We start from the raw sequence: 21,243 nt of genomic DNA on the forward strand, positions 1-21,243 counted from the left end.
CACGCCTACCGGCCAGGACGACTAGCGTAAAATGCTTAAGCCCTTGCCTACGTGTCACGCGGCTGTCACGCAGTGCGTCTAGCACAAATTCATTCGGATGAATAAGGCATGACGCAGACCACTTGGACCATAATCAAAGAGCAGATCTTGCGCGACATCGCTTCCGGGCGGCTGTCGGCGGGGGACCAGCTTCCGACAGAGACGCAGCTTGCCGCGCGGTTTGAGGCAGGGCGCCATTCCGTGCGCCGCGCTCTTGAGGCACTCGCCCGCGAAGGTAAAGTCAGCATCGAACAAGGGCGTGGGACCTTTGTGGCCGATGCGCCGCGGCTGACCTACCAGATTGGCAAGCGCACGCGGCTCAGGCGCAATCTGATCCCTCAGGGCGTCATAGTCACGAGCACGCTGATCGGGGCCGAGCGAATAAACGCGCCTCGCGAGGTGGCCGAGGCCCTGTTGCTCGATCCCAAAGCAAAGGTCACCAAGAGTGACCGGATCACCCTGGCCAACGATACGCCCGTGGCCTTTGGGTCCTCCTATCACTGCGTGACGCGGTTCCCTGACTTTGCCGAACGCCGCGACGTGCTTGGCTCAACGACGGAGACGTTCCGCTCCTTCGGGATCACGGATTACATCCGCAAACACACGGCGATCTATTCCCGCTCGGCGAAGCCCGACGAGGCCAGAACGCTCAAGCAGCATCCGGATGTACCAGTCCTCGTTGTGACGGCGGTGGACGCCACACCCGACGGCAGCCCGATTTCCTATGCCCGCGTGATCTGGTCCGCCGGGCGCGTGACATTCACCATGGAGGATCCCGATGGATGAGACGCTGAGCACGCTCGCGCGGGCGGATGGCGCGCGGCTGAAGGCCTTCGCGGAGACGTTGATCCCTGCGCTTGGCGATGTGGAAGTCGTCCAATCCCGCAGCGGGCTCGTGATGCTGCCGATGCGCGACACCGCGCAGGGCGTCGCGTTTCACCTTGGCGAAGTGTTGATGAGCGAGGCGCATATCCGCCGGAGTGACAGCCAAGGATACGGGATGCGGCGGGGCCATGATCTTGAGGCGTCGATGGCGATGGCCCTGGTGGACCTCGCCATGGCGGAGGGCGTTGAGCAGGCGGCCTGCGAGGCCTTTTGTGCCCAAGAGGCGCAGGCGCTGGCAGATGCCGACACGGACGTCCTGCGTCGGGTCGAGGCCACGCGCGTGAACATGGAGACATTCTGATGCCAGCCACGCTTCAGCCCAGCGCCTCCGAGACACGTGAGAACGCCGCCTTCGAAGCTCTGCTCTGGGCGCTCAGCCGCCCCGGCCAGGTGCGTGACCTGCCCGCCTCGGGTCCCGACCCGATCATCGAGGCGCTCCTTGATCGCGAATGCCGGGTCTATGCAGCGGACCCGCTCCTGGTACCGCGCATCATGCGCACGGGGGCGGAGATCGCGGATATCGGCGTGGCCGATCACGTTTTCCTCGGTTCAGCTGCTGCGCCGGAGATGCTCGCGCGCGTCGCTGTGGGCAGCGATCTTTATCCTGACGAGGGCGCGACTGTGGTCGTTGCGGCCACCATCTGCGAAGGGCAGCCTCTGCGACTGACCGGGCCGGGCGTTGACGGGGACATCGACATTCGCGTTGAAGGCCTCGCGGACGGCTTTTGGAAGGCCCGCGCGACGCGGTCGCGCTACCCGATGGGCTTTGATCTTTTCATCCAGGATGGCGCGCGGATCATCGGCATCCCGCGCTCGACCCACGTGGAGGTGCTTTGATGGCCTACGTCGCGACGAGAGGTGGCGAGCGCGCCATCGAGCAATCCGAACGCCTCTTCCGGGAGGAGATGGGCGCCTTCGATCAGGCCCGTGTGGACGAGGTGAAGCGTTCGCTGCCCTACCTGATCGACCGAGTGATGGGCGAGGCGTCGCTCTACGACGAAGACCTCGCCGCCCTCGCGCTCGCGCAGACAGGGGGCGAGCTCTACGAGGCGGTCCTTTTGCTACGCGCGTGGCGCACGACCCAACCGCGCCTCACTGTGGCGGCACCGGTGGAGCAGGACGGCCTCTTCACTCATCGCCGCATCTCGGCGGCGTTCAAGGACATCCCGGGCGGGCAGGTGCTCGGCCCGACGCTAGACTACGCGCACCGCATCCTGGCAACGGAGGTGCTGGAAGGCGGCACCTACGCGCCGGAGCCCGTGGAGCCCGCGGCGCACTCTGCGCCCGCCCACCAGCCTGCCGTCAGCGCCTGGCAGGCGGAGAATGACCTCATCGACCTCCCTGAGGACGATGAGACCAAAGGCAACGATATCCCCGACCTCACCCGCGAGCCGCTGCTTTTCCCATCCAAACGCGCCCACACGCTGCAAAGCCTCGCGCGGGCGGAGACGGGCGGCGTGCTGGCCTTGGGCTATGCGGCGCAACGTGGCTACGGGCAGGCGCATCCCACGGTGAACGAACTCCGGCTCGCGGAGGCGGAGATCGCTGTGACGCATCCCGATGGGCGCAGTTTCTCGGCAGGCCGCGTGAAGGTGAGCCAGGCGGAAGTGGTCGACAAGAAGGGCGATAAGCTGCGCTTGGGCTATGCGGCGACGTTCGGCTGGAACGAGGTGAAATGCATCGCGGCCGCCACGCTCGACCTCAACGCGCCCGGTGCGGAGAAGGGGTCGGCCACGGAGGAGGAGTTCTTCCTCTACCACACCGAGGGCGTCGAAAGCTCTGGCTTCTGCATCCACTTCAAGCTGCCCCATTACGTGACCTTCCAAAGCTCGCTCGACGCCATGCGCGATGCGAAGGCGAAGAAGGCGGCGAAAGAACCTCAGATGGAGCCCTCAAGTAGCGAAGCGGTAGGGCATGAAAAATCGGAGCCAGCCGAATGAGCCTCTCCGATCTCACAAAACCCTGGGAGGCCATGAGCTACGGCTTCCTCGACGGCTCCGCCAAGCGCGAATTGCGCCGTAAGGTGCTGAAATCGGTGTCCGTGCCCGGTTGCCAGATGCCCTATGCCAGCCGCGAAGTGCCCATGGCGCGTGGTTGGGGGACGGGCGGGCTGCAAGTGTCGCTGACGCTGGTGCGGCCCGACATGCGCGTGAAGGTCATCGACCAGGGCGCCGATGACAGCGTCAACGCCGCCTCCATCCGCCGCTTCATCGCGCGCGTCGCAGGCACGCCCACGACGATGGACACTTTGGAGGCCGACCTCATCCAGTCGCGCCACCGCATCCCCGAGGAGGTGCTGCGCGAAGATCAGATCCTCGTGCTCCAAGTGCCGAACCCGGAGCCCCTGCGCCCCGTGCAGCCCAACATGTCCATCGCCCGCCAGATGCATGCCGACGCCGATTACGGGCGGATGTGGCTCCAGCTCTACGAGCAGATCGTGCGCTCCGGCCGGGTGATGCAGGGCGCGTCCTACCCCTCCCTCGTCCATGGACGCCATGTCATGACACCCTCGCCCATCCCGCGCTGGGACGTGCCGAAGCTCCATATGTCCAAGCACCTCACGATCCTGTCGGCAGGCCGCGAGAAGCGCATCTTCGCCGTCCCGCCCTACACGCGAGTTGAGCCGCTGGTCTTCTCCGACGTGCCCTACCGGGTGGAGGATCATGGCGATCTCATCTGCACGCGTTCTGGGGCAAAGGGGTTCTTCATGAACGAGATACCGCAAGACGACGGCAGCTCCAGCTTCGAGGTGTCCGACAGCGAATGGGGCGTGAAGACGATCCGCGCCCGCGATGGCGAGGGCGAGAGTCGCGGCGCCACGTGGTACCGGGACGGGCAATTTACCGACACCCGGCCCGGCCTTGAGCCGGGGCCTCTTCCGCCCCACGACCAGGAGGTCCCGGGTCAAGCCCGGGACGTGTAGTGCGATGACGATGACCCTAGAAGCTCCGAAGATCGTTCAGACGCGTCCGCTCCTCGATATCCGCGGCGTGTCGAAATCCTACGGCGACGTGCGGGCGGTACGCGACGTCTCCGCCCATGCCTATCCGGGCGAGGTGCTGGGCATCGTGGGCGAGAGCGGCTCCGGCAAGTCGACGCTTCTCAGGATGATGAACCTCGAGGAGACGCCGGATCAGGGGAGCTACACGCTCGATCTGCCGGACGTGGCGGGCAACCTCTTCGAGCTAGACCGTTTCGCACGCCGGATGCTCTGCGCCACAAAGATCGGGATCGTCTACCAGAACCCGCATCTGGGGCTCCTGATGAAGCACTCCTCCTCCGGCAACGTCGCCGAGCGGCTGCTCGTGGCGGGCGAGCGCAGTTTCGCGACCCTGCGCGCTGCAGCGACAGAGGCGCTTCAGGCGTCCGAGTTTCCCTTGGAGCGCCTTGATGCGCCGCCGATAGAGCTGAGCGGCGGCATGCAGCAGCGCGTGCAACTGGCGAAGGCCATCGCGCTGGAGCCCGCGCTTCTGCTGCTCGATGAGCCGACCACAGGGCTTGATGTCAGCGTGCAGGCGCTGGTGCTCGATACGCTCAAACGGCTCCAGCAGGAGCGGCAGATCACCATGGTCATCGTCTCCCACGATCTGGGTGTCATACGCACGTTAGCCGACCGTGTGATGGTGATGCGCAGGGGCGAGGTGGTGGAGACGGGCCTGAGCGATCAGATCTTCCAGGACCCGCAACATCCCTACACGCAGCAATTGGTGCACGCGAAACTATGACCCAAGTTCTCGAGATCGACGGCCTTGCGAAGGGCTTTTCCCTGCATCACCTGGGCACGGAGATCGGCGCGTTCGAAGACATCTCCTTCGACGTGGTCGCCGGGGAGTTCGTGCTGCTGAAAGGCGCGAACGGGGCGGGCAAGTCGACGCTCTTACGCACCCTCTACCGCTCCTACCTGCCGCGGGCGGGCGCGATCCGGTTCCATTCCTCCCATGGCGTGATCGACCTTGCGCGCGCAGCCGATGTGGACGTGGCGCATCTGCGCCGGACAGAGATTGGCTTCGTTACGCAATTCCTCACCGCCCGTCCTCGGGTGAGCGCGGAAGCCATCGTCGCAGAGCCACTGCGGCTCGCGGGATGGGACGCGTCCGAGGCTCTGGAGAAAGCCCGCGCCGCGCTTGCCACCTTCGGCGTGAAGCCCGACCTCTGGGCGGCTTACCCTACCACTTTCTCCGGCGGAGAGCAGCAGAAGGTGAACCTAGCGCGCGCGCTGATCCTGCCGCAGAAACTGCTGATGCTTGATGAGCCCACCGCCTCGCTCGATGCCAATGCGCGGGCGGCGCTGGTAGCCCGGCTCAAGGAACTCAAGGCGCAGGGCACGGCGATGATCGGCGTATTCCACCACCCCGACGACGTGCTGCACCTCATCGATCGGATCGTCGATCTCACGCCCGAAGCGACGGAAGAGGAGCGCGCCGATGTGGCTCTCTGACCTCAAGATCATCCTCGCCGACCGCGTGATCGAAAATGGCAGCGTCCGTATTGAGAGCGGCGTGATCACAGACGTCACCGAAAGCAACGGCAAGCCCTCGGGCTTCACGCTCTTTCCCGGCTTCATCGACATGCATGGCGACATGATCGAGCTCGAGCTCGAACCGCGGCCCAAGGTCGACTTTCCGATGGAGGTTGCCGTGCACCACCTCGATGCCCGCCTCGCCGCATCCGGCGTGACGACGGCCTACGCAGGTGTTTCCTTCTCGCGGACGGCCAAGGATGGCGAGCGCCGCTCCTTCGAGCATACGAGCGCTATCATCCGCGCGCTCAAGGAAAGTATCAAAGGCCTGCGCGTCGACCACCGCATCCATGCCCGCTTTGACATGACCTACACCGCAGCCATCGACGCGCTCGAGGGGCTACTCAGCGATGGCGCGGTCGATCTCGTTTCCGTCATGGATCACACACCGGGCCAAGGACAGTATCGCAACGTCGAAAAGCTCATCGCGCATCGCATGAATGGGGGTCTGAGCGAAGCGGAGGCGCGCGCCTATATTGACCGCCGTATCCAGGATGCGCTTGCGCCTGAGCAGGTGCTGGCCAATCTTCAGCGCATCTCGACGCTTTGCGCTGCGCGTGGTGTAGCCGTCGCGAGCCATGACGACGACACCGTGGAAAAGACCCGCCTCATGGCCGATATCGGGGCCGTCATCAGCGAATTCCCCGTGACGCTCGAGGCCGCGCAGACCGCCGCCGACCGTGGGCTCATGATCGCCATGGGCGCGCCGAATGCCATGCGCGGGCAGAGCTATTCCGGCAACCTTTCCGCGCGGGAAGCCCATGGGGCGGGCCTACTTCATATCCTCGCCGCCGATTATCACCCCGCAGCGATTCTCCCGGCGATTCGGGAGCTTGCACCGCAGGATGCGGGTGGCCTGGCCGGGGCAGTGCGGCTTGCCTCTTTGAACCCGGCAAAGGCCCTCGGTCTCATGGATCGTGGCGAAATTTCGCCGGGCAAGCGGGCGGATCTGGCGATCGTGGATAACTCCGACCGCGTTGTGGCAACCCTTGTGGCCGGGCAAGCCATTCACAACACAGGTGAATTTCATCTGCCGCTCGCTGCAACGGAAGAAAGGGCCTCAGCTGTCGCGTAACTGTCGTCTGAAATTCATCCGAATGTCATGGAACGCAATCATGACTTAATGCGTTAAATTCATTCGGACGAATCTATGGCTGCTTCGCTTACCCTCACGAACGTCTCGAAACACTTCGGTGAGACGCGCGCCGTCGACAATGTCTCTCTCGACATCCAGCCCGGCCAATTCGTTGGTGTGATCGGACGCTCGGGCGCGGGAAAGTCGACCATGTTGCGCCTCATCAACCGCTTGATCGACCCCACCGAGGGGTCGATTTCATTTGGCGGGCAAGAGATCACGACGCTTAAGGGCCGTGACCTTCGCGCGTGGCGCCGCGACTGCGCGATGATCTTCCAGCAGTTCAATCTGGTCGACCGGCTCGACGTACTGACCAACGTCCTGATCGGGCGTCTGGCCGAACATGGCTTCCTCAGCTCGATGGCGATGCGTTTTACGGACGAAGAACGCACCATGGCGCTGATGGCGCTCGACCGGCTCGACCTCGTGCCCCAGGCGCTTCAGCGCGCGGGCACCCTTTCGGGCGGCCAGCAACAGCGTGTCGCGATCGCCAAGGCGCTGGTGCAGCAGCCCAAAATCATGCTGGCTGATGAGCCCATCGCCTCTCTCGATCCTGCCAACGCCACACGCGTGATGGATGGGCTCAAACAGATCAATGAAGAAGACGGCATCACCGTTCTCGTGAACCTCCACACCCTGGACACCGCGCGCGCCTATTGCGACCGCGTCGTCGCTATGCGGCTGGGCCGCGTGCTGTTCGACGGGACGGCTGCACAGCTGACCGACGACGTCGTGCGCGACATCTACGGGGTTCAGGGTCTGAGGGAATTTAACGAGACCGTCACATCCACCCAGGCCACCGCGAAACGCGAAAGCGTCTCTGCGTAAGCGAACTCAATCCACCAACCGAACCGCAATCAGGGAGATTACACCATGCGTTTCGTTACTGCCGCAGTCGCTGCACTGCTTGCCACCCAAGCCGTCGCCATGGATGACGCTGCTTGGAAAGAAGACTACCAAGTCATTCGCTTCGGCATCCTGTCGGGCGAAAACGAAAAAGACCGCATCGCGCGCTACACCCCGTTCGAAGAATACCTGGAGCGTGAGCTGGGCGTTGAGGTCGAAATCTTCACCGCCGGCTCCTATGACGGCGTGATCCAGGCCATCGCCGCCGACCAGATCGAGTTCGCGTTCTTCGGCTCCTCCTCTTATGCGGCCGCCTACACGGCCACCGACGGCAAGGTCGAACCCCTCGTGTCACGCCTCCGCCAGGACGGCTCCACAGGCTATTATTCCGTCGTCGTGACACGCTGCGAAGATGGCTACACGCAGCTGTCCGATCTCGAGGGCAAGGTTCTCGCCTTCGCTGACCCCGACTCCACGTCGGGCTACGCTGTGCCGTACTTCAACATCGCCCAGGAAGTTGATCCCAAGACCTTTTTCTCGGCGATCCCCTTCTCCGGCTCCCACGAAGCTGGCGTGGCAGGCGTGTCGCAAGGCACCTTTGACGCCGCAGCGACCTGGCAGAACAACGCCACCGATGGCCGCTGGCAGCGCATGATTGAAAAAGAGATGATCGCCGAAGGCGAGATCTGCCCGATCTGGGAAAGCCCCGAGATCACGTCCGGCCCGTTCACTGCACGCGCCAACATTCCTGACGAACTCAAGGTCGCCATGAAAGACCTCGTCATGAACATCCCGGAAAACGATCCGGAAGCCTTCGCCTCCATGACCGGCGAAGTCGAGGGCACGCCCAACCCGCAGATCGGTTGGATCGAAGTCGACCACAGCCGCTACCAGTGGATCGTGGACATGCGCGACTGGCTCAAGCGCGAGCGTCGCTCCTCCTAATCTACCCCGACACTGCACGACAGAGCCCGGCCTTTTCGTAGGCCGGGCTTCCGCCCGGCGCATTCCGAGGAACTCCCATGACCGCTACCGCCGACGTCACGCCGCTGCGACCCGTCCAGCAGTTCGAACTTGACTACGTCGCCCTGCGGCGCCGCCAAAAGCTGGGCTGGTCCATCGCGGCTGTCCTTTTCCTCATCGCGTTCACCTTCTCGGCATGGCTTGGCGACTTTTTCAAGGTCACGCAGGTCACCAATATCGACGGATCGCGCGAATGGCGCTGGATCATCCCGGCGGGCCTTCCGCGCTTGGGCGACTTCATCGAACGGACGTTTCCGACGATCCGCTTCGAGACCTTTTGGGCCGACATGGGCGAATGGTTCTGGCGCTGGCGCATCTGGATGAACCTGCTGTTCGAGACGATCCTGATCGCCTTCATGGCAACGGTCTTCGGCGTGATCGGTGGCTTCGTTCTCTCTTTCCCCGCCTCGCGCAACCTTGCTCCGAACAAATGGGTCCTCTGGATCTGCCGTCGCTATCTTGAGATCGCGCGCACCGTCCCCGAACTCGTCTTCGCGCTGATTTTCGTCTTCTGCTTCTCGGTTGGTCCTATGGCGGGCGTCCTCGCCATCGGACTTCACGCTGCGGGCGCCTTGGGCAAACTCTATTCCGAAGTGAACGAAAACATCGATATGCGCCCGCTGGAGGGCGTAAAGGCCGCGGGCGGTACGTGGTTTGACCAGATCCGCTATGGTGCCGTCCCGCAGGTCTTGCCCAACATCATCAGTTACACGTTGCTGCGCTTCGAAATTAACGTTCGTGCATCTTCGATCATTGGCTATGTGGGCGCGGGCGGCCTAGGCCAAGAGTTCCGCGAGGCGCTGTCTCTGCAGGAATACACTGACCTCTCGGCGCTCTTCGTGATCATATTCGTGACCGTGATCGTGATCGACTACGGGTCCGAGAAACTGCGCCATCGCATCATCGGCCTGGAAAAAGGGCCTGCATGATGTCCTTCCGCTTTGCTACCCGAGGACTTGTGATGAACGTCACCGAACAAGACACCGCCCGTTTCATGGAGGCCGTTCCGCGCGCCTACCGCGACCCGACGCTGGTCCGCGCCCAAAAGATCGGCCTGTGGGTCTTCTTCATCGGCCTCTTCTGCTGGTGCCTTTACGATTTCAACTTCTCGCCTGAGCGCATCTGGACGGGGTTGGAGCGTCTGGGCCGTGTCCTGTCCTTCATGTTCCCGCCGCACCTCTGGGAAACCTGGGAAGAATGGCTCGAGATCTTCACGGCCCTCGGTGAAACCATCGCTATGGCCTTCATGGGCACGCTGCTGGGTGCCATCATCGCCTTCCCGGTCTCATTTCTCGGCGCCAAGAACATCAACCGCATCTTCTGGGTCCGGCAGGGCACGCGCCGCGTTTATGACGTGATCCGCGCGTTCGAGACGCTGATCCTCGCCCTTATCTTCATCCGCGCCTTTGGCCTCGGCCCCCTGGCCGGGATCCTCGCCATAGCAGTGTCCGAAATCGGAACCTTCGCCAAACTCTTCTCGGAAGCCCTCGAAAACACCTCCAAAAAACCAGTCGAAGGCGTCGTTGCCTCTGGTGGTTCGCGGCTCCAATCCATCCGCTACGCGATCATGCCGCAGGTTCTGCCCGTCCACCTGTCGGTCTTGCTCTACAACTTCGAATCCAACGTCCGATCCGGCACGATCCTCGGCATCGTGGGCGCAGGTGGCATCGGCTTCATGCTGTCGGACCGGATCGCAGGCTATTTCTGGGACCAGGTCTGGACGATCATCTTCCTGATCATCGGGATGGTCTACATCATCGATTATCTGTCTGGCCTCATCCGCACCCGCGTGATCGGCAAATGGGAAGGCGCGCGGTAAGATGCGCCCATGCAGCGGATCATGATCATTGGGAGCCCCGGCTCCGGAAAATCCACGCTCGCCCACGCTTTGGGCGAGCGTTTTGGCATCCCCGTCTTTCACATGGACCGCGAGGTACACTGGCTCCCCGGCTGGCAGGAGCGCCCTAGGGAGGACAAGTCCGCCATCGTGAGGCGCATCATCTCGGAGGACGCGTGGGTCTTCGAAGGCGGCAACTCCGCGACCTATGCAGAAAGGCTGGCCCGCGCTGAGATGCTCATCTGGCTTGATCTGCCAGTAGGCTTACGGCTGTGGCGCGTGATCCGTCGCGCGATCCGCGAGCGCGGCAAAACCCGCCCCGACCTCGCAGACAACTGCCCGGAGCGGCTCAACATGCTGCCAGAGTTCATCGGCTTCATCCTGCGAACGCGCGTGGCCTCCCGCCGCAAACAACGCGCCGTCTTCGAGGACGCGAGCTGCTCGAGGCACTGCCTGAGCCGTCAGCACGAGATCGATACCTTCTTGAAGCGTCTGGAGATAAGCCGATGAGCGGAGCAGGATCCAAGAAGCACCTCTCTGAGGCTCCCACGATCCACGACGGCGCGCAGGTCGATGATTGCGAGCTTGGCGTCTGGACGGAGGTCGGGCGCGGCACCGTCATGAAGTCCTCACAGATGGGCGATTACAGCTATATCACGCAGAACTGCCACGTCGTGTGGACGACAATCGGCAAGTTCTGCTCCATCGCCAACAGCACCCGCATCAATCCCGGCAACCACCCCACTTGGCGCGCAGTGCAGCATCATTCCGTCTACCGCGCGGAGGCCTACGGGCTTGGTGAGGACGACCACGACTTTTTCGCCTGGCGCAAGGACCACTGGGTGACCATCGGCCACGATGTCTGGATCGGCCACGGCGTGACCGTTACAGCAGGCGTGACCATCGGCACAGGCGCGGTCATTGGCGCAGGTGCGGTCGTTACCCGCGACGTCGCACCGTACACGGTTGTCGGCGGCGTCCCGGCCCGCGAGATCAAGCGCCGCTTTTCCGAGGCACAAGCGGAAGCGCTACAGCAGCTTGCCGTCTGGGACTGGCCGCGCGAGACCTACCGTGCTGCGCTGCCCGACATCCGCGCGCTCGACATCGACGCTTTCATCGAGAAGTATCGCTGAGGCGGGGATGGAGCTTCTTCAGCCATCCGCCACTCACCTCCCAACCTATGTGGACGCCCTGCAGACTGGATGGTCGCCGCGCCCCGCCCGCCCGGAGGCGGCAGAGGAAGAGCTCGCGATGATTGCAGCAGACCCGGAAGGCTTCCTCGCCTCCCTTGATGACCCGGATGGGGCTGGCCCACCCATCACGACTGCCGATGGGAGCATCGTCCCACGTTTACCGAGCCTACGGCGCTGGATGTGGCAAGACGGCTTCTGTGGCAGCATAGAACTGCGCTGGCAGAAAGGCACGGATGCATTGCCAGTCACCTGCGCCGGGCACGTGGGCTATGCGGTGGTCCCCTGGCGGCGGGGCGAAGGCCACGCAACGGAGGCGTTGCGGGGGCTTAAGCCTCTGGCGCAACGTCGGGGCCTTCGTCGTCTCGCTCTTTCCACGGATCAAGGGAATGTCGCTTCGCTACGTGTCATTGCGAAGGCGGGGGGCGTCTTCCTTGACTGCGGGCCACGCCATCCGTCCCACGGCGAAGGCGAAGAGATGCGGTTCACACTGTCGCTCGGTTCCGACTCATGAGCGATGTGAAAGCCGACGAGACCTCTTCTTCCGAGCCTCCTACGGGTCGCACGTCGCCTTTCGACAGCTCCTTCATCATCCTCCTCGTCGTCGCGACGGGCGCAAGCGCGGGCGTGGCCTTCACCGAAGGTCCGGGCCGTGTGGCGGAGATTGCGGCGTCCTATCTTGGCTTCCTCGCGCTGCTCAGCCCTAAGATCCTCTGCGGCTTCTTCATCGCCGCCTCCGTCTCTATCCTCGTGCCCCGCGAAATGCTGACCCGCTGGATCGGCGCAGGGAGCGGAGCGCGGGGGCTGCTCATCGCCTGTCTCGCGGGCGCGCTTGTCCCCGGTGGGCCCTCCATGATCTTCCCGCTCGCTGCGGGCTTCCGCGCGGCGGGGGCGAGCCTCGCCGTTCTCATCACCTTCGTCACCGCATGGAGCCTCTACGGCATCAACCGCACCGTCATCTGGGAGATGTCGTTTCTCCACATCGACTTCGTCCTACTCCGGGTGCTCATCTGCCTGCCGTTGCCGCTTCTGGCGGGCTGGTTCGTGGCCCAGGTCATGCGACAGGTGACGCGATGAATATCATCATCGGCACGGTGGTCCTGATGGCGCTGGCGGCTTGGGTGTGGCAGCGACTGGCCACGCCAGGCAATCGCGAGGCGGCGCTCGCAGGCACGCGGCGGATGGTCCTGATGAACACGCCCCGCCTGATCGTGGCCCTCATCAGCGCGGGCCTCTTCGCGGAGCTTTTGCCGGAAGAAGTGGTGCGCACCTATCTGGGCGACACCTCGGGCGTGACCGGCGTCCTGCTCGGCGCGGGTCTGGGCGTTCTGACGCCGGGAGGTGCGTTCGTCAGCTTCGCGCTGGCCGCCGGGGCGTCACAGGCTGGCGCCTCCACCGCTGTCCTCGTTGCCTACATTACCGCCTGGGCGCTCTTCGGCCTAACCAAGCTCATCGCCGAAGAACTCGCCTTTCTCGGCGCACGCTTCATAGCCGTCCGCGTGGCCTTGACGTTTCCCTTGCCGCTCATCGCCGGCGGTGTGGCGTTGGCGGTTTAAGGCGGCCCGAACACGTCCTCGATCTGCGTAACCCGTGTTTCGAGCGACGCAGGCGGCAACGTGATCGCGTCGACATCTAGCTCTTTCAAAGCCGCCACGAGGCGCTGGTATTCCGCAACTGCCTCTGCAAAGCCCTTGTTGCGCCCGGCAGCCCGCGCGAACCACGGCGCGTGGGGCGGAACAAGCACCACTCGGCGCGCATAGGGGAAAGTCGGCCCGAGGGTCCACTCCAAAGGAACCCCTGCAACATGCCTTAGCCCCACCGCGGCGTCGAAGATGCCCCTATCGAAGAAGGTGCGCGAACCCGCGGCGCGGGCGAGGTCCTTCCGTGCCAGCGCGGCGGCCTCTGTTAGGAAAGCCGCCATATCTACCCACGGCAGGGCTGTCCCGCCCTTGGCCTCTTGCGCATCGACGATACGCTGGCCGGGCTCGGGAACAGTGGCGTAGCCCCGCGCGGCCAACGCGCGCAAAAGCGTGGATTTGCCCCCGCCGGAGCAGCCGGTGATGAGAACGCGTTTCAGAGATCAGCCCTTGAGGCGCGCGATGGTAAGCTCGGTCTTGACCCTGTACTCTAGCTGCCTGTCAGGTCCGGCATTGGGCGCAAGAAGTGCTACGAGGTCCGCATCGAAGGCCGCTATCCGGTCGCCGAGGCGCGCAGGCGTAAAGCTCGCGCGGGAATTCTGGCAGGCGATGAAGCTGCGGATGCTCTGGCGCACCGGATCGGAGAGGAACGTCTCTTTGCCCAAAACCTCCACATGTTCCTGATACAGGGTGCGAGGCGCGGCCCATTCACGGGCACCCAGCGCTTGGCCCGTCGCTTCTGGCACCCATCGCGCGAGGAACCGTTCCCAATCCGCTGCCCAAGGCGGCGCATGGGGGGTGTCTCCGGCGAGAATACCGATCACGTGCTCTGGACCGAGGCGCGGCTTGAGGGCGCTGAACAGTCGCGCGGGGTCCATCCAATGGATGCTCGAAGCGAAGGTCACCACGTCGAACTTGCCCGTCAGATCGGCCTCTTCGGCAGTGGCGTGTAGCCAGCGGAGATTGTTCGCTGCTCCGCCCGGCAGGCTGCGACCGAGGGCGATCATTGCGGCGGACGGATCGACGGCCACGACTTCCTCGAAATGCGGCGCCAGTGTCCGTGCCACCTTACCTTCGCCGCAGCCTAGATCGAGGAGCCGCCGCCGCGCTGGAGCGACCTCGAGAATCCGCCCATAGGCTGCGGCGGCGTAGGGCGGGCGATGGACGTAAAGCTCGGCCACCTCGGCATCGTCGAAGGCCGCGCCTGTTGGAGCCGTCGCAGCCACCTATTCCACCAGCCCGAGCGATTTCAGGTACTGGAAGCCTGCTTGAATGTCCGCCTTGCGGCGCAGCTCCAGCACGAGATGCGGCTCGGACCCACACTCCGACAACGCGCGAAAGACCTCCTGCCAGTGGATCTCCCCTTCGCCGGGGGCCCAGTGGCGGTCCGCGTGGCCGTCGAGGTCCTGGAGATGGACGTGGCGAAGCTGATCGCCTGCGTCGCGCACGAAGTAGTCCACCGGCGGTGCGCCGGACATGCGCCGCGCGAGGTGAGCGTGGCCGGTGTCGATGGAGAGCGCGATGGCGTCGCTGTCGAAGCTGTCCACCATGGCACGCCGCGACGCTGGGTCGACGTCGAAAATGTTCTCGATGACGAGGGTAATGCCCTTTTCCTCGGCGGCCTTCACGACCGGGGTCATGATGGCGTGGACGCGGGACAACACGCTTTCCGCGTAACCATCGTAGTTGTGGATGTTCCACGCGTACCAGCGCGTGTAGGGCGAATGCATCACCATCTGGCGCGCACCCACGCGGTCGGCGGCTTCGAGCGCCTTCAGAAACTTCGCGGTGATGAGCGGCTGCAATTCCGGGTCCTTGTTGTCCATATCGAGCCCCTCGAAGGGGCCATGCATGCCGATGCGGCCCTTGAAGCCATCGAGCGCCGTCTTGGCCGCTGCCACACGGTCCTCGAGTTCGGTTGTCAGGCCGCGATGGCTGCTGAAGCCTTGAAGTTCTAGGTCGCGGTCGGCGTCGAAGAGCCAATCGCGATGGGCGGCGATCTCGTCAGGCGCGAGGCAGGCGCCGATCTTAAGCGGGGTCATGGAGGGGCTCCTTGGTGAGTTTGCGGGCGTCGGGGATGAAGAGGCTGGCAGCGACGGCGATGCTCAGGATCGCGGCCATGGCCGCGAAGCTGACCCAACCACCGAAGCTCTGCGTGAGCCAGGCGAAGGCGAAGGGCGCCGAGGCATTTGCGGCCATGGAGGCCGTGTTGATCCAGCCCAGCCGCGCGCCGTAGCCCTTGGCCCCGAAAAGCGCGAGCGGCAGCGTGCCGCGGGCGATCGTCTTGATGCCGTCGCCCATGCCGTAGAGCGCGGCAGCGATCAGGATGCCGGGCACCGTGAAGCCCGCAGCGAGGATTGTAAGAAATCCTGCGAGCATGAGGCCGAGTGCCAGCCAGTAGGTATTGAGCGGGTAAAGGTTGCGGCTGATGAAGAGTTCGAGGAAGCGGCCTACCGTCTTGAAGGGTCCGATGACCGCCCCCGCGAGCGCCGCCATCGCCGCGCTGTGGCCGAGGTCTTGGACGTTGGTGACCCAGAGCGTCATGACGGCGCCCATGAGGTAGCCCGAGAAGATGAAGGAGGCGACCATCCATGCCATTCCTCGCCTGCGTGCGAGGCCGCTGAGTTCGGGCCAATCGCCGCTGGAACCGCCGGGCTTGGTCAGATCGCGTTCGGGTCCCGCGAGGCACATCCAGTGCAGCGGGGCGCAGATCGCGAGATAGGCCGCGCCAAGGATCATCCATGCGGAGCGCCAGTCCACGGCTTCATAAAGCGCCAGCGTCAGCGGCCAGAAGATGGTCGAGGCCACGCCGCCGAAGAGCGTGATGATCGTGATGGAGCGCTGCGGTGACACGGAGAGGTCGAGCCGCGCGACGGAGGCGAAAGCGACGGAGTAAAGGACGAACATCGCCGCCGCTTCCAGCACGAGGATCGCGGCGAAAAGGCTCGTCTGGCCTTCCACGAAGCCGATGCTCATGGTTGCGAGGCCCGCGACTGCTGCCCCCAAGGTCATCACGTAGCGCCCGCCGAAGCGGTCCACGAGCATCCCCGCGACGGGCGACAGGAAGCCGCCGAGGAAGAGCGCGAGGGACAGGACGCCGAAGATACCCGCGAGCGTCAGGCCAAGCGGCGCGGCCATCTCCGGCAAAAGGATGGCATAGGCGTAGTAGAGCACGCCGTAGCCCATGATCTGGGAGATGCCGAGACCCATGGCGGGCAGGTGGTCTCGTCGGATCACCCCGCTGCTCGCGCGCGGTAGGCGCAGCGCCCGGAGACCCAGGTGCCTTGGATGGCGGGCGAGCCTTCTTCGGGCCAATCGACCAGCACGAGATCGGCGCGCTTGCCCTCCGCAATCTCGCCTCGGTCGCTCAGCCCCATGGCGCGAGCTGGACCGGCGGAGATGAGAGACCACAGCGTCAGCCGATCCGCGCGCTTCTCCCGGTCGAGCCTGTCCACGGCGGCGAGCATGGCGGGGTAGTAGTAATCCGACGCCAGCAGGTCGCAGAAGCCCGCCTCCACCATGTCCGCGGCGCCAAGCGAGCCGATATGGCTGCCCCCACGTACGGCATTGGGCGAGCCAAAGATGATCAGGTCACCGCGCGAACGTGCCTCTTCGACGGGACCCATTGTCATGGGAAACTCGGACGTTGTTGCGCCGAGGTCGTGGTAGAAGGCCCGCGTCTCAGCCTGCGTATCATCATGGCTCAGCATCGGGACGGCCTTAGCGCGGGCTTTGGCGGCCACCTCACGCATCTTCGCTACCACCTCCGGCCGCCGCTCCCAGACGCGGTGCACCAGCGCCTTGTGGTCTTCGTAATCAAGGCCGGAGCGCTCGGTGTGCTTGCGGTAGCGTTTCTCGAACAGCGCGGCGTCGTCGAGCGCCATTGGGATGAAATCCGGGCTGTGCTCGAAAGGGCGGTCCTGGATGCCCGTCTCTGCGCTGCGCATGGCCATGGAGAGGTGATCGTTGAAGGCGAGCGAGAGCGTCAGCTCTGCCTCCATCGCCCAGTCGAGCGTGTCGAGGGCCTCGAAAGCGAAGGTCTCCCAGCGTAGCTGCACGCGGTTTTCGACCGTTAAACGGGGTTGCAAGGCCCGGATCGCCTCCATCATCGCGCGGCCGCGCTCCACGCTGCGCAGGCCGGGCTCGTAGCTGAGCGTGACCGAGTGATACGTGGTGGCGATCCCGTTGGCGGCGAGCTGACGGTCGGTTTCGAGCACTGCCGTCTCCAGCGGGAAGAACACGCCGGGGCGGGGCATGACCTGTCGCTCGAAGGCGTCGCCATGGACGTCGATCAGCGCGGGGGCGAGGACCTTGCCGCGCGCTTCGATCTCCGCGCCACGCACCGAGCCGCCAATTTCGACGATAGCGTCGCCTTCGATAGTGACGCTCGTCTCCACAATCTCGCCGGACAGATAGACTTGAGCGCCGACGAAAGTCTGCATCATGCCTGGCGTTCCAGGATCAGATGCCAGTGCCAGGAGCCGGGCCGCTCATGCTCGCGGTCTTCCATCCAGAGCACCTCGAAGCCCTGGAAAAGCGCCAGCATCTCCACCGCGCCGCAATAATAGTGCGGATGGCGTTTATCGGTCATGTCTTCGTCGAATATCCACGTATTTCGGCTGATCTCCTGCGGGCCGTTCAGCTTTTCGCGGTCCACCCAGAGACGCCGCTTGGAGAGCATGGTGAGCATGAATGTCCCGCCCGGCTTCAGCACGCGGCGGACCTCGGAGATCGTGTTCAGAAGCACCGTCTCATCGCCGTGATAGATCACGTTCCAGCTAAGTACGTGGTCAAAGGCGGCATCCTCGAACGGTAGCGCATCCATGCGGCCCGGCACACAGACGACGCCCGCGCCGGCCTCCTCTATCTCCGCCAGACCTTCAGGCGCGGCATCGAGCGCGGTGACGGCAAAGCCGGCCTTCTGGAGGGACAGCGCATGACGCCCCACGCCCGCGCCGAGGTCGAGGATCGTGACCCCTGGCGCCAGCGTTTCCGTCCAGCGTTTCACGTCAGGCTCGGGCGTCAGCCATTTCGATCCGGCCTCGATCCTGTCCCAGATGGTGCTCCAGTGCTCATGCGCAGTGTCCGTCTTCACCGTTGTTCTCCAATGATTTTCGTGCGGGCCCAGCCCGAGAGGTGTTCGATGGCGATGACGACAATGGCGATCATTAGGATCACGGTCATCGCTGTGGGATAGTCGAAGAGGTCGAAGCCGACCTTGAGCTCGATCCCAATCCCGCCCGCGCCCACGAGGCCGAGGATCGTGGACGACCGCACCGCCTTTTCGAGCGCGTAGAGCGAGGTGGAGATGAAGGCGGGCATGGCCGCCGGAATGGTGGCGCAGGCCACGACGTCGAGCTTGCGCGCGCCGGTGGCCTCGAGGCTCTCGGCGGGGCCTTTGTCGGCGGCTTCCATGTCGTCAGCGAAGAAGCGACCGCAAAAGCCAATCGTGTCGATGGCGATGGCGAGCATCCCCGCGAAGGGGCCGAGGCCCACGGCGACGACGAACACGAGCGCCCAGGCGATGTCGGGCACGGCCCGGATGAAGCCCAGGATCGTGCGCGTGATCTGGTTGACCCAGCGCGGCGCGATGAGGTTACGGGCCGCCAGAAGCGCGATCGGGACAGAGACGATGACGCCGATGACGGCCCCGGCGAGGGCGATTTGAAGCGTCTCGAGCATCTTCCAGCCGAGCCGCTCGAGGACCTGCGGCTCCAGGTTCGGCGGGAAGGCACGGTCGATGAAATCCGCAAAGCGCGGGGGGGAGGAGATGACTTTCTCGAGGGAGAAGCCGGCCCCGGCGAAGGACCACAAGATGATGATGACGGCTGCCGCGTAGCCCAGGAAGGCGAGCGCTGGGGGCCTATCATACCGAGCGGGAGGGACAGGGCCCGGATCACGTCCGGGGCGGGTGTCGCCCGCGGAAAGGTCAGTCATAGAGCCCCCTGAGATCGCTTGAGGCGAGGGAGGCGGCATGAGCGTCGAGCTTCAGGCCTCCATCCGCGAGGCCGAGCACCCGGTCGCCGTAACGCAGCGCGTGGTCGATATTGTGGGAGATGAAGACGACAGTGACACCCTCCTGCCGCGCGAGGGCGAAGAAAAGGTCCATCACGTCCTCGCCCGCCGCGGGATCGAGGGAGGCCGTGGGTTCATCGGCGATCAGGATCTTGGGCTGGCCCACGAGCGCACGCGCGATAGCCACCCGCTGCGATTGCCCGCCGGAGAGCCTATCGGCGCGGCGCGTGGCGAGCTGGGCGAGGCTCACCTTCTCCAGCGCTTCCATCGCGGCCTTGCGAGAGGGGGCAGGCGCGAAGGACTGGCTCCAATGCCGGAGCCCCGGACGCTGGCCGAGGAGGCCCTGCACGACATTCGACAGCACCGACAGGCGCGGGACGAGGTTATGCTTCTGGCTCACGAGCCCCATCTGCGCCCGCATGGCGCGCAGCTCCGCCGCGCGGGCTTGGCGCACCTGCGTGCCGAGCACGTCGATTGTGCCGGCATCGGCTGGAATGAGCCCGAGAAGGCAGCGCAGGAGCGTGGATTTCCCGGTGCCATTGGCGCCCACGATGGCCACGGCCTCACCCTGAGAGAGCCCGAAGGAAACGCCTTCGAATATCCGCGTCCCGGCGAAGCTCTTGGCGAGCCCGCTTACCCGGAGATCCACAGGCAAAACCGGGGCGAAACTCTCCGCCCCGGCTTCGACAGGCGCGCGCGGCGCCTCGATCGTCATCGGATCAGTCACCGATGAAGTTGTCGAACTGCGGAAAGCCCGCATTAGTGTACATGGCGCGCACGTAGTCGTAAGCGCTGTCCTCGATCTCTACGAGGTCCATGCCGACATACTTGTCGTTCTCCTCGTGGGCCGTGATGCCCGCGATGATGCTGTCCTTGTTGTCGATGATGGCCCGCTGCACGCGGAGCGCATCTTCCTCCGGCACGTGGGCGCCGACCATGATCATGTCGTTGGGCAGATCGCCCGAGCGCGCGAGCATCTTGAAGAAGCCATAGGGCAGGTCCGTCTCGGAGTTGCGCACGCGCAGCCAGGAGCCCGCATTGGACCCCAGCGCATCCACGTCACCGTTCTTCAGCGCTTCGTGGGCGATGTTGCGGCTCGTATGAGTTTTCTGGATGTCGTTGATCGGGTCGAGACCATAATCGGCGAGCACCTGCATGGGGCAGAGCATGTTGGAGGTGGAGCCGATATCACCGAAGGCCACCGTCTTGCCCTTGAGGTCCATGACCGTGTTGATGCCGCTATCGGCGCGCACCACGATGGCGCAGTGGTAGTCGGGGCGGCCAAGGCCGACGATGGGCGTGGCATTTGTCAGCTTGTTGATGACGACGTATTCCGCCGGGCCTGAGACGACGAAATCCACGGTCTCACCGCGCAAAGCTTCCGCGGCGGCGGTGCGCGAGTTCACGGCAAAGAACTCAAACGTGTCGCCGGTCGCTTCCTCGAGCGCGTCCTTGAACGGACCCCACTCAAGCTGAAGGCGCTCCATGCCCTCGACGTCGGTGACAGCGATGCTCCAAGTCTCGGCATGGGCCGCGAAGGCCGAAGTGATCGCCAGCGTCGCGCCAGCAAGGATCGAACGGAGTTTCATGGTGTACCCCCCCTGCATGAAATTCGTTCGAACCTTTGCAGGGCATTTGAATCGGTTCGATGACAGCCGCGTGAAAGTCTTATTGCAATGCCAAGCAACCGCAGCGCGCGTCGAAGCGAAACGGATGAGTTAAGCGCCCTTGCTCTGAGACCAACGAACCGCTGTAAGCCTCCTTGGATGCGCCCGTGCACCAACGGCTCTTGATGTCGATCACGGCTGCGGCCCAACATACTCACATATTGGGCTCAAGGTCCGCTTTGACGGGCCGCACCGCAGCGTTTCAGGCCCGGGGTGAATTGCAGCTATGGGCCGCGAACGCCGTGCCAAGCGCGTCTGGAAGAAGCGCACTGGCAGATCGGATGACTGCACGGCGGGCTGGTATCAAAAATGGTTTGTCGAGATGTAGAAATCGCCCGACCCTCGTCCGTCTCCCTATTGAAGCCACCCTTTCAGCTTCGGAATTTAGATAGGAGACTACCGACATGTTCCGATCAACCCTGTTCGCGACAGCGGTGCTAGCCTGCGCTG

General features: G+C 64.3%; 25 protein-coding genes. 16 read left to right on the forward strand and 9 right to left on the reverse strand.

Annotated features, from left to right (window positions below):
• The first annotated feature begins 108 nt into the window (after nt 1-108).
• From phnF to AAFM92_10630, 16 genes are all read left to right on the forward strand, one after another.
• Nucleotides 109-825, forward strand: a complete 717-nt coding sequence (gene phnF / locus AAFM92_10555; GenBank protein ID MEL7300814.1) for a phosphonate metabolism transcriptional regulator PhnF — start codon at nt 109-111, stop codon at nt 823-825.
• On the forward strand, nt 818-1,225 hold the full coding sequence (locus AAFM92_10560; GenBank protein ID MEL7300815.1) for a phosphonate C-P lyase system protein PhnG: 408 nt from the start codon (nt 818-820) through the stop codon (nt 1,223-1,225). The genes phnF and AAFM92_10560 overlap by 8 nt, the downstream gene beginning before the upstream one ends.
• The gene (phnH, locus tag AAFM92_10565; protein ID MEL7300816.1) at nt 1,225-1,761 is read left to right on the forward strand and encodes a phosphonate C-P lyase system protein PhnH; all 537 of its coding nucleotides are present in this window, start codon (nt 1,225-1,227) and stop codon (nt 1,759-1,761) included. Before AAFM92_10560 ends, phnH begins: the two co-directional genes overlap by 1 nt.
• Nucleotides 1,761-2,864: a carbon-phosphorus lyase complex subunit PhnI gene (locus AAFM92_10570; protein MEL7300817.1), complete on the forward strand. Its 1,104-nt coding sequence runs from the start codon at nt 1,761-1,763 to the stop codon at nt 2,862-2,864. Before phnH ends, AAFM92_10570 begins: the two co-directional genes overlap by 1 nt.
• On the forward strand, nt 2,861-3,847 hold the full coding sequence (locus AAFM92_10575; GenBank protein MEL7300818.1) for an alpha-D-ribose 1-methylphosphonate 5-phosphate C-P-lyase PhnJ: 987 nt from the start codon (nt 2,861-2,863) through the stop codon (nt 3,845-3,847). The genes AAFM92_10570 and AAFM92_10575 overlap by 4 nt, the downstream gene beginning before the upstream one ends.
• Nucleotides 3,848-3,851: 4 nt before the next feature.
• Entirely contained in the window at nt 3,852-4,649 is a 798-nt protein-coding gene (locus AAFM92_10580) for an ATP-binding cassette domain-containing protein (GenBank protein MEL7300819.1), read from the forward strand.
• A complete protein-coding gene (locus AAFM92_10585; protein ID MEL7300820.1) occupies nt 4,646-5,362 on the forward strand; it encodes an ATP-binding cassette domain-containing protein in 717 nt (238 codons plus the stop codon). Before AAFM92_10580 ends, AAFM92_10585 begins: the two co-directional genes overlap by 4 nt.
• Complete coding sequence (locus AAFM92_10590; protein ID MEL7300821.1) at nt 5,349-6,518, forward strand: alpha-D-ribose 1-methylphosphonate 5-triphosphate diphosphatase; 1,170 nt, start codon at nt 5,349-5,351, stop codon at nt 6,516-6,518. The genes AAFM92_10585 and AAFM92_10590 overlap by 14 nt, the downstream gene beginning before the upstream one ends.
• 75 nt (nt 6,519-6,593) lie before the next feature.
• On the forward strand, nt 6,594-7,406 hold the full coding sequence (phnC, locus tag AAFM92_10595) for a phosphonate ABC transporter ATP-binding protein (protein ID MEL7300822.1): 813 nt from the start codon (nt 6,594-6,596) through the stop codon (nt 7,404-7,406).
• A gap of 45 nt (nt 7,407-7,451) precedes the next feature.
• Nucleotides 7,452-8,369 (forward strand): phosphonate ABC transporter substrate-binding protein, encoded by a 918-nt coding sequence (phnD, locus tag AAFM92_10600; protein ID MEL7300823.1) that lies wholly within the window; start codon nt 7,452-7,454, stop codon nt 8,367-8,369.
• 77 nt (nt 8,370-8,446) lie between these two features.
• Entirely contained in the window at nt 8,447-9,376 is a 930-nt protein-coding gene (gene phnE, locus AAFM92_10605) for a phosphonate ABC transporter, permease protein PhnE (protein ID MEL7300824.1), read from the forward strand.
• A 32-nt stretch (nt 9,377-9,408) separates the two neighbouring features.
• Entirely contained in the window at nt 9,409-10,266 is an 858-nt protein-coding gene (gene phnE / locus AAFM92_10610; GenBank protein ID MEL7300825.1) for a phosphonate ABC transporter, permease protein PhnE, read from the forward strand.
• 9 nt (nt 10,267-10,275) lie between these two features.
• On the forward strand, nt 10,276-10,794 hold the full coding sequence (locus AAFM92_10615; protein MEL7300826.1) for an AAA family ATPase: 519 nt from the start codon (nt 10,276-10,278) through the stop codon (nt 10,792-10,794).
• On the forward strand, nt 10,791-11,417 hold the full coding sequence (locus tag AAFM92_10620; protein ID MEL7300827.1) for a DapH/DapD/GlmU-related protein: 627 nt from the start codon (nt 10,791-10,793) through the stop codon (nt 11,415-11,417). Before AAFM92_10615 ends, AAFM92_10620 begins: the two co-directional genes overlap by 4 nt.
• A 567-nt stretch (nt 11,418-11,984) precedes the next feature.
• Nucleotides 11,985-12,551: a hypothetical protein gene (locus AAFM92_10625; GenBank protein MEL7300828.1), complete on the forward strand. Its 567-nt coding sequence runs from the start codon at nt 11,985-11,987 to the stop codon at nt 12,549-12,551.
• A complete protein-coding gene (locus AAFM92_10630; GenBank protein MEL7300829.1) occupies nt 12,548-13,030 on the forward strand; it encodes a hypothetical protein in 483 nt (160 codons plus the stop codon). Before AAFM92_10625 ends, AAFM92_10630 begins: the two co-directional genes overlap by 4 nt.
• Here AAFM92_10630 and AAFM92_10635 read toward each other — a convergent pair.
• The 9 genes from AAFM92_10635 to AAFM92_10675 are packed head-to-tail and all read right to left on the reverse strand — an operon-like array spanning nt 13,027 to nt 20,715.
• Complete coding sequence (locus tag AAFM92_10635; protein ID MEL7300830.1) at nt 13,027-13,551, reverse strand: AAA family ATPase; 525 nt, start codon at nt 13,549-13,551, stop codon at nt 13,027-13,029. The genes AAFM92_10630 and AAFM92_10635 overlap by 4 nt on opposite strands.
• A gap of 3 nt (nt 13,552-13,554) precedes the next feature.
• Nucleotides 13,555-14,337 (reverse strand): class I SAM-dependent methyltransferase, encoded by a 783-nt coding sequence (locus AAFM92_10640; GenBank protein ID MEL7300831.1) that lies wholly within the window; start codon nt 14,335-14,337, stop codon nt 13,555-13,557.
• Nucleotides 14,338-15,153, reverse strand: a complete 816-nt coding sequence (locus AAFM92_10645) for a sugar phosphate isomerase/epimerase family protein (protein MEL7300832.1) — start codon at nt 15,151-15,153, stop codon at nt 14,338-14,340.
• Nucleotides 15,140-16,348, reverse strand: a complete 1,209-nt coding sequence (locus AAFM92_10650; protein ID MEL7300833.1) for an MFS transporter — start codon at nt 16,346-16,348, stop codon at nt 15,140-15,142. The genes AAFM92_10645 and AAFM92_10650 overlap by 14 nt, the downstream gene beginning before the upstream one ends.
• Complete coding sequence (locus tag AAFM92_10655) at nt 16,345-17,553, reverse strand: amidohydrolase family protein (GenBank protein MEL7300834.1); 1,209 nt, start codon at nt 17,551-17,553, stop codon at nt 16,345-16,347. The genes AAFM92_10650 and AAFM92_10655 overlap by 4 nt, the downstream gene beginning before the upstream one ends.
• A complete protein-coding gene (locus AAFM92_10660) occupies nt 17,553-18,206 on the reverse strand; it encodes a class I SAM-dependent methyltransferase (protein ID MEL7300835.1) in 654 nt (217 codons plus the stop codon). The genes AAFM92_10655 and AAFM92_10660 overlap by 1 nt, the downstream gene beginning before the upstream one ends.
• Entirely contained in the window at nt 18,203-19,048 is an 846-nt protein-coding gene (gene phnE, locus AAFM92_10665) for a phosphonate ABC transporter, permease protein PhnE (GenBank protein MEL7300836.1), read from the reverse strand. Before phnE (AAFM92_10665) ends, AAFM92_10660 begins: the two co-directional genes overlap by 4 nt.
• Entirely contained in the window at nt 19,041-19,853 is an 813-nt protein-coding gene (locus AAFM92_10670; protein ID MEL7300837.1) for an ATP-binding cassette domain-containing protein, read from the reverse strand. Before AAFM92_10670 ends, phnE (AAFM92_10665) begins: the two co-directional genes overlap by 8 nt.
• On the reverse strand, nt 19,846-20,715 hold the full coding sequence (locus tag AAFM92_10675; GenBank protein ID MEL7300838.1) for a PhnD/SsuA/transferrin family substrate-binding protein: 870 nt from the start codon (nt 20,713-20,715) through the stop codon (nt 19,846-19,848). Before AAFM92_10675 ends, AAFM92_10670 begins: the two co-directional genes overlap by 8 nt.
• Nucleotides 20,716-21,243: the final 528 nt, after the last annotated feature.

It is taken from the genome of Pseudomonadota bacterium (assembly GCA_038533575.1).
Classification (GTDB): Bacteria; Pseudomonadota; Alphaproteobacteria; order Rhodobacterales; family Rhodobacteraceae; genus Shimia_B.

What these genes read in the sequence shown, in the direction of transcription:
- phnF (MEL7300814.1), top strand. Translation starts at nt 109, where the DNA reads ATGACGCAGACCACTTGGACCATAATCAAAGAGCAGATCTTGCGCGAC.
- AAFM92_10560 (MEL7300815.1), top strand. Translation starts at nt 818, where the DNA reads ATGGATGAGACGCTGAGCACGCTCGCGCGGGCGGATGGCGCGCGGCTG.
- phnH (MEL7300816.1), top strand. Translation starts at nt 1,225, where the DNA reads ATGCCAGCCACGCTTCAGCCCAGCGCCTCCGAGACACGTGAGAACGCC.
- AAFM92_10570 (MEL7300817.1), top strand. Translation starts at nt 1,761, where the DNA reads ATGGCCTACGTCGCGACGAGAGGTGGCGAGCGCGCCATCGAGCAATCC.
- AAFM92_10575 (MEL7300818.1), top strand. Translation starts at nt 2,861, where the DNA reads ATGAGCCTCTCCGATCTCACAAAACCCTGGGAGGCCATGAGCTACGGC.
- AAFM92_10580 (MEL7300819.1), top strand. Translation starts at nt 3,852, where the DNA reads ATGACGATGACCCTAGAAGCTCCGAAGATCGTTCAGACGCGTCCGCTC.
- AAFM92_10585 (MEL7300820.1), top strand. Translation starts at nt 4,646, where the DNA reads ATGACCCAAGTTCTCGAGATCGACGGCCTTGCGAAGGGCTTTTCCCTG.
- AAFM92_10590 (MEL7300821.1), top strand. Translation starts at nt 5,349, where the DNA reads ATGTGGCTCTCTGACCTCAAGATCATCCTCGCCGACCGCGTGATCGAA.
- phnC (MEL7300822.1), top strand. Translation starts at nt 6,594, where the DNA reads ATGGCTGCTTCGCTTACCCTCACGAACGTCTCGAAACACTTCGGTGAG.
- phnD (MEL7300823.1), top strand. Translation starts at nt 7,452, where the DNA reads ATGCGTTTCGTTACTGCCGCAGTCGCTGCACTGCTTGCCACCCAAGCC.
- phnE (MEL7300824.1), top strand. Translation starts at nt 8,447, where the DNA reads ATGACCGCTACCGCCGACGTCACGCCGCTGCGACCCGTCCAGCAGTTC.
- phnE (MEL7300825.1), top strand. Translation starts at nt 9,409, where the DNA reads ATGAACGTCACCGAACAAGACACCGCCCGTTTCATGGAGGCCGTTCCG.
- AAFM92_10615 (MEL7300826.1), top strand. Translation starts at nt 10,276, where the DNA reads ATGCAGCGGATCATGATCATTGGGAGCCCCGGCTCCGGAAAATCCACG.
- AAFM92_10620 (MEL7300827.1), top strand. Translation starts at nt 10,791, where the DNA reads ATGAGCGGAGCAGGATCCAAGAAGCACCTCTCTGAGGCTCCCACGATC.
- AAFM92_10625 (MEL7300828.1), top strand. Translation starts at nt 11,985, where the DNA reads ATGAGCGATGTGAAAGCCGACGAGACCTCTTCTTCCGAGCCTCCTACG.
- AAFM92_10630 (MEL7300829.1), top strand. Translation starts at nt 12,548, where the DNA reads ATGAATATCATCATCGGCACGGTGGTCCTGATGGCGCTGGCGGCTTGG.
- AAFM92_10645 (MEL7300832.1), bottom strand. Translation starts at nt 15,153, where the DNA reads ATGACCCCGCTTAAGATCGGCGCCTGCCTCGCGCCTGACGAGATCGCC.
- AAFM92_10655 (MEL7300834.1), bottom strand. Translation starts at nt 17,553, where the DNA reads ATGCAGACTTTCGTCGGCGCTCAAGTCTATCTGTCCGGCGAGATTGTG.
- phnE (MEL7300836.1), bottom strand. Translation starts at nt 19,048, where the DNA reads ATGACTGACCTTTCCGCGGGCGACACCCGCCCCGGACGTGATCCGGGC.
- AAFM92_10675 (MEL7300838.1), bottom strand. Translation starts at nt 20,715, where the DNA reads ATGAAACTCCGTTCGATCCTTGCTGGCGCGACGCTGGCGATCACTTCG.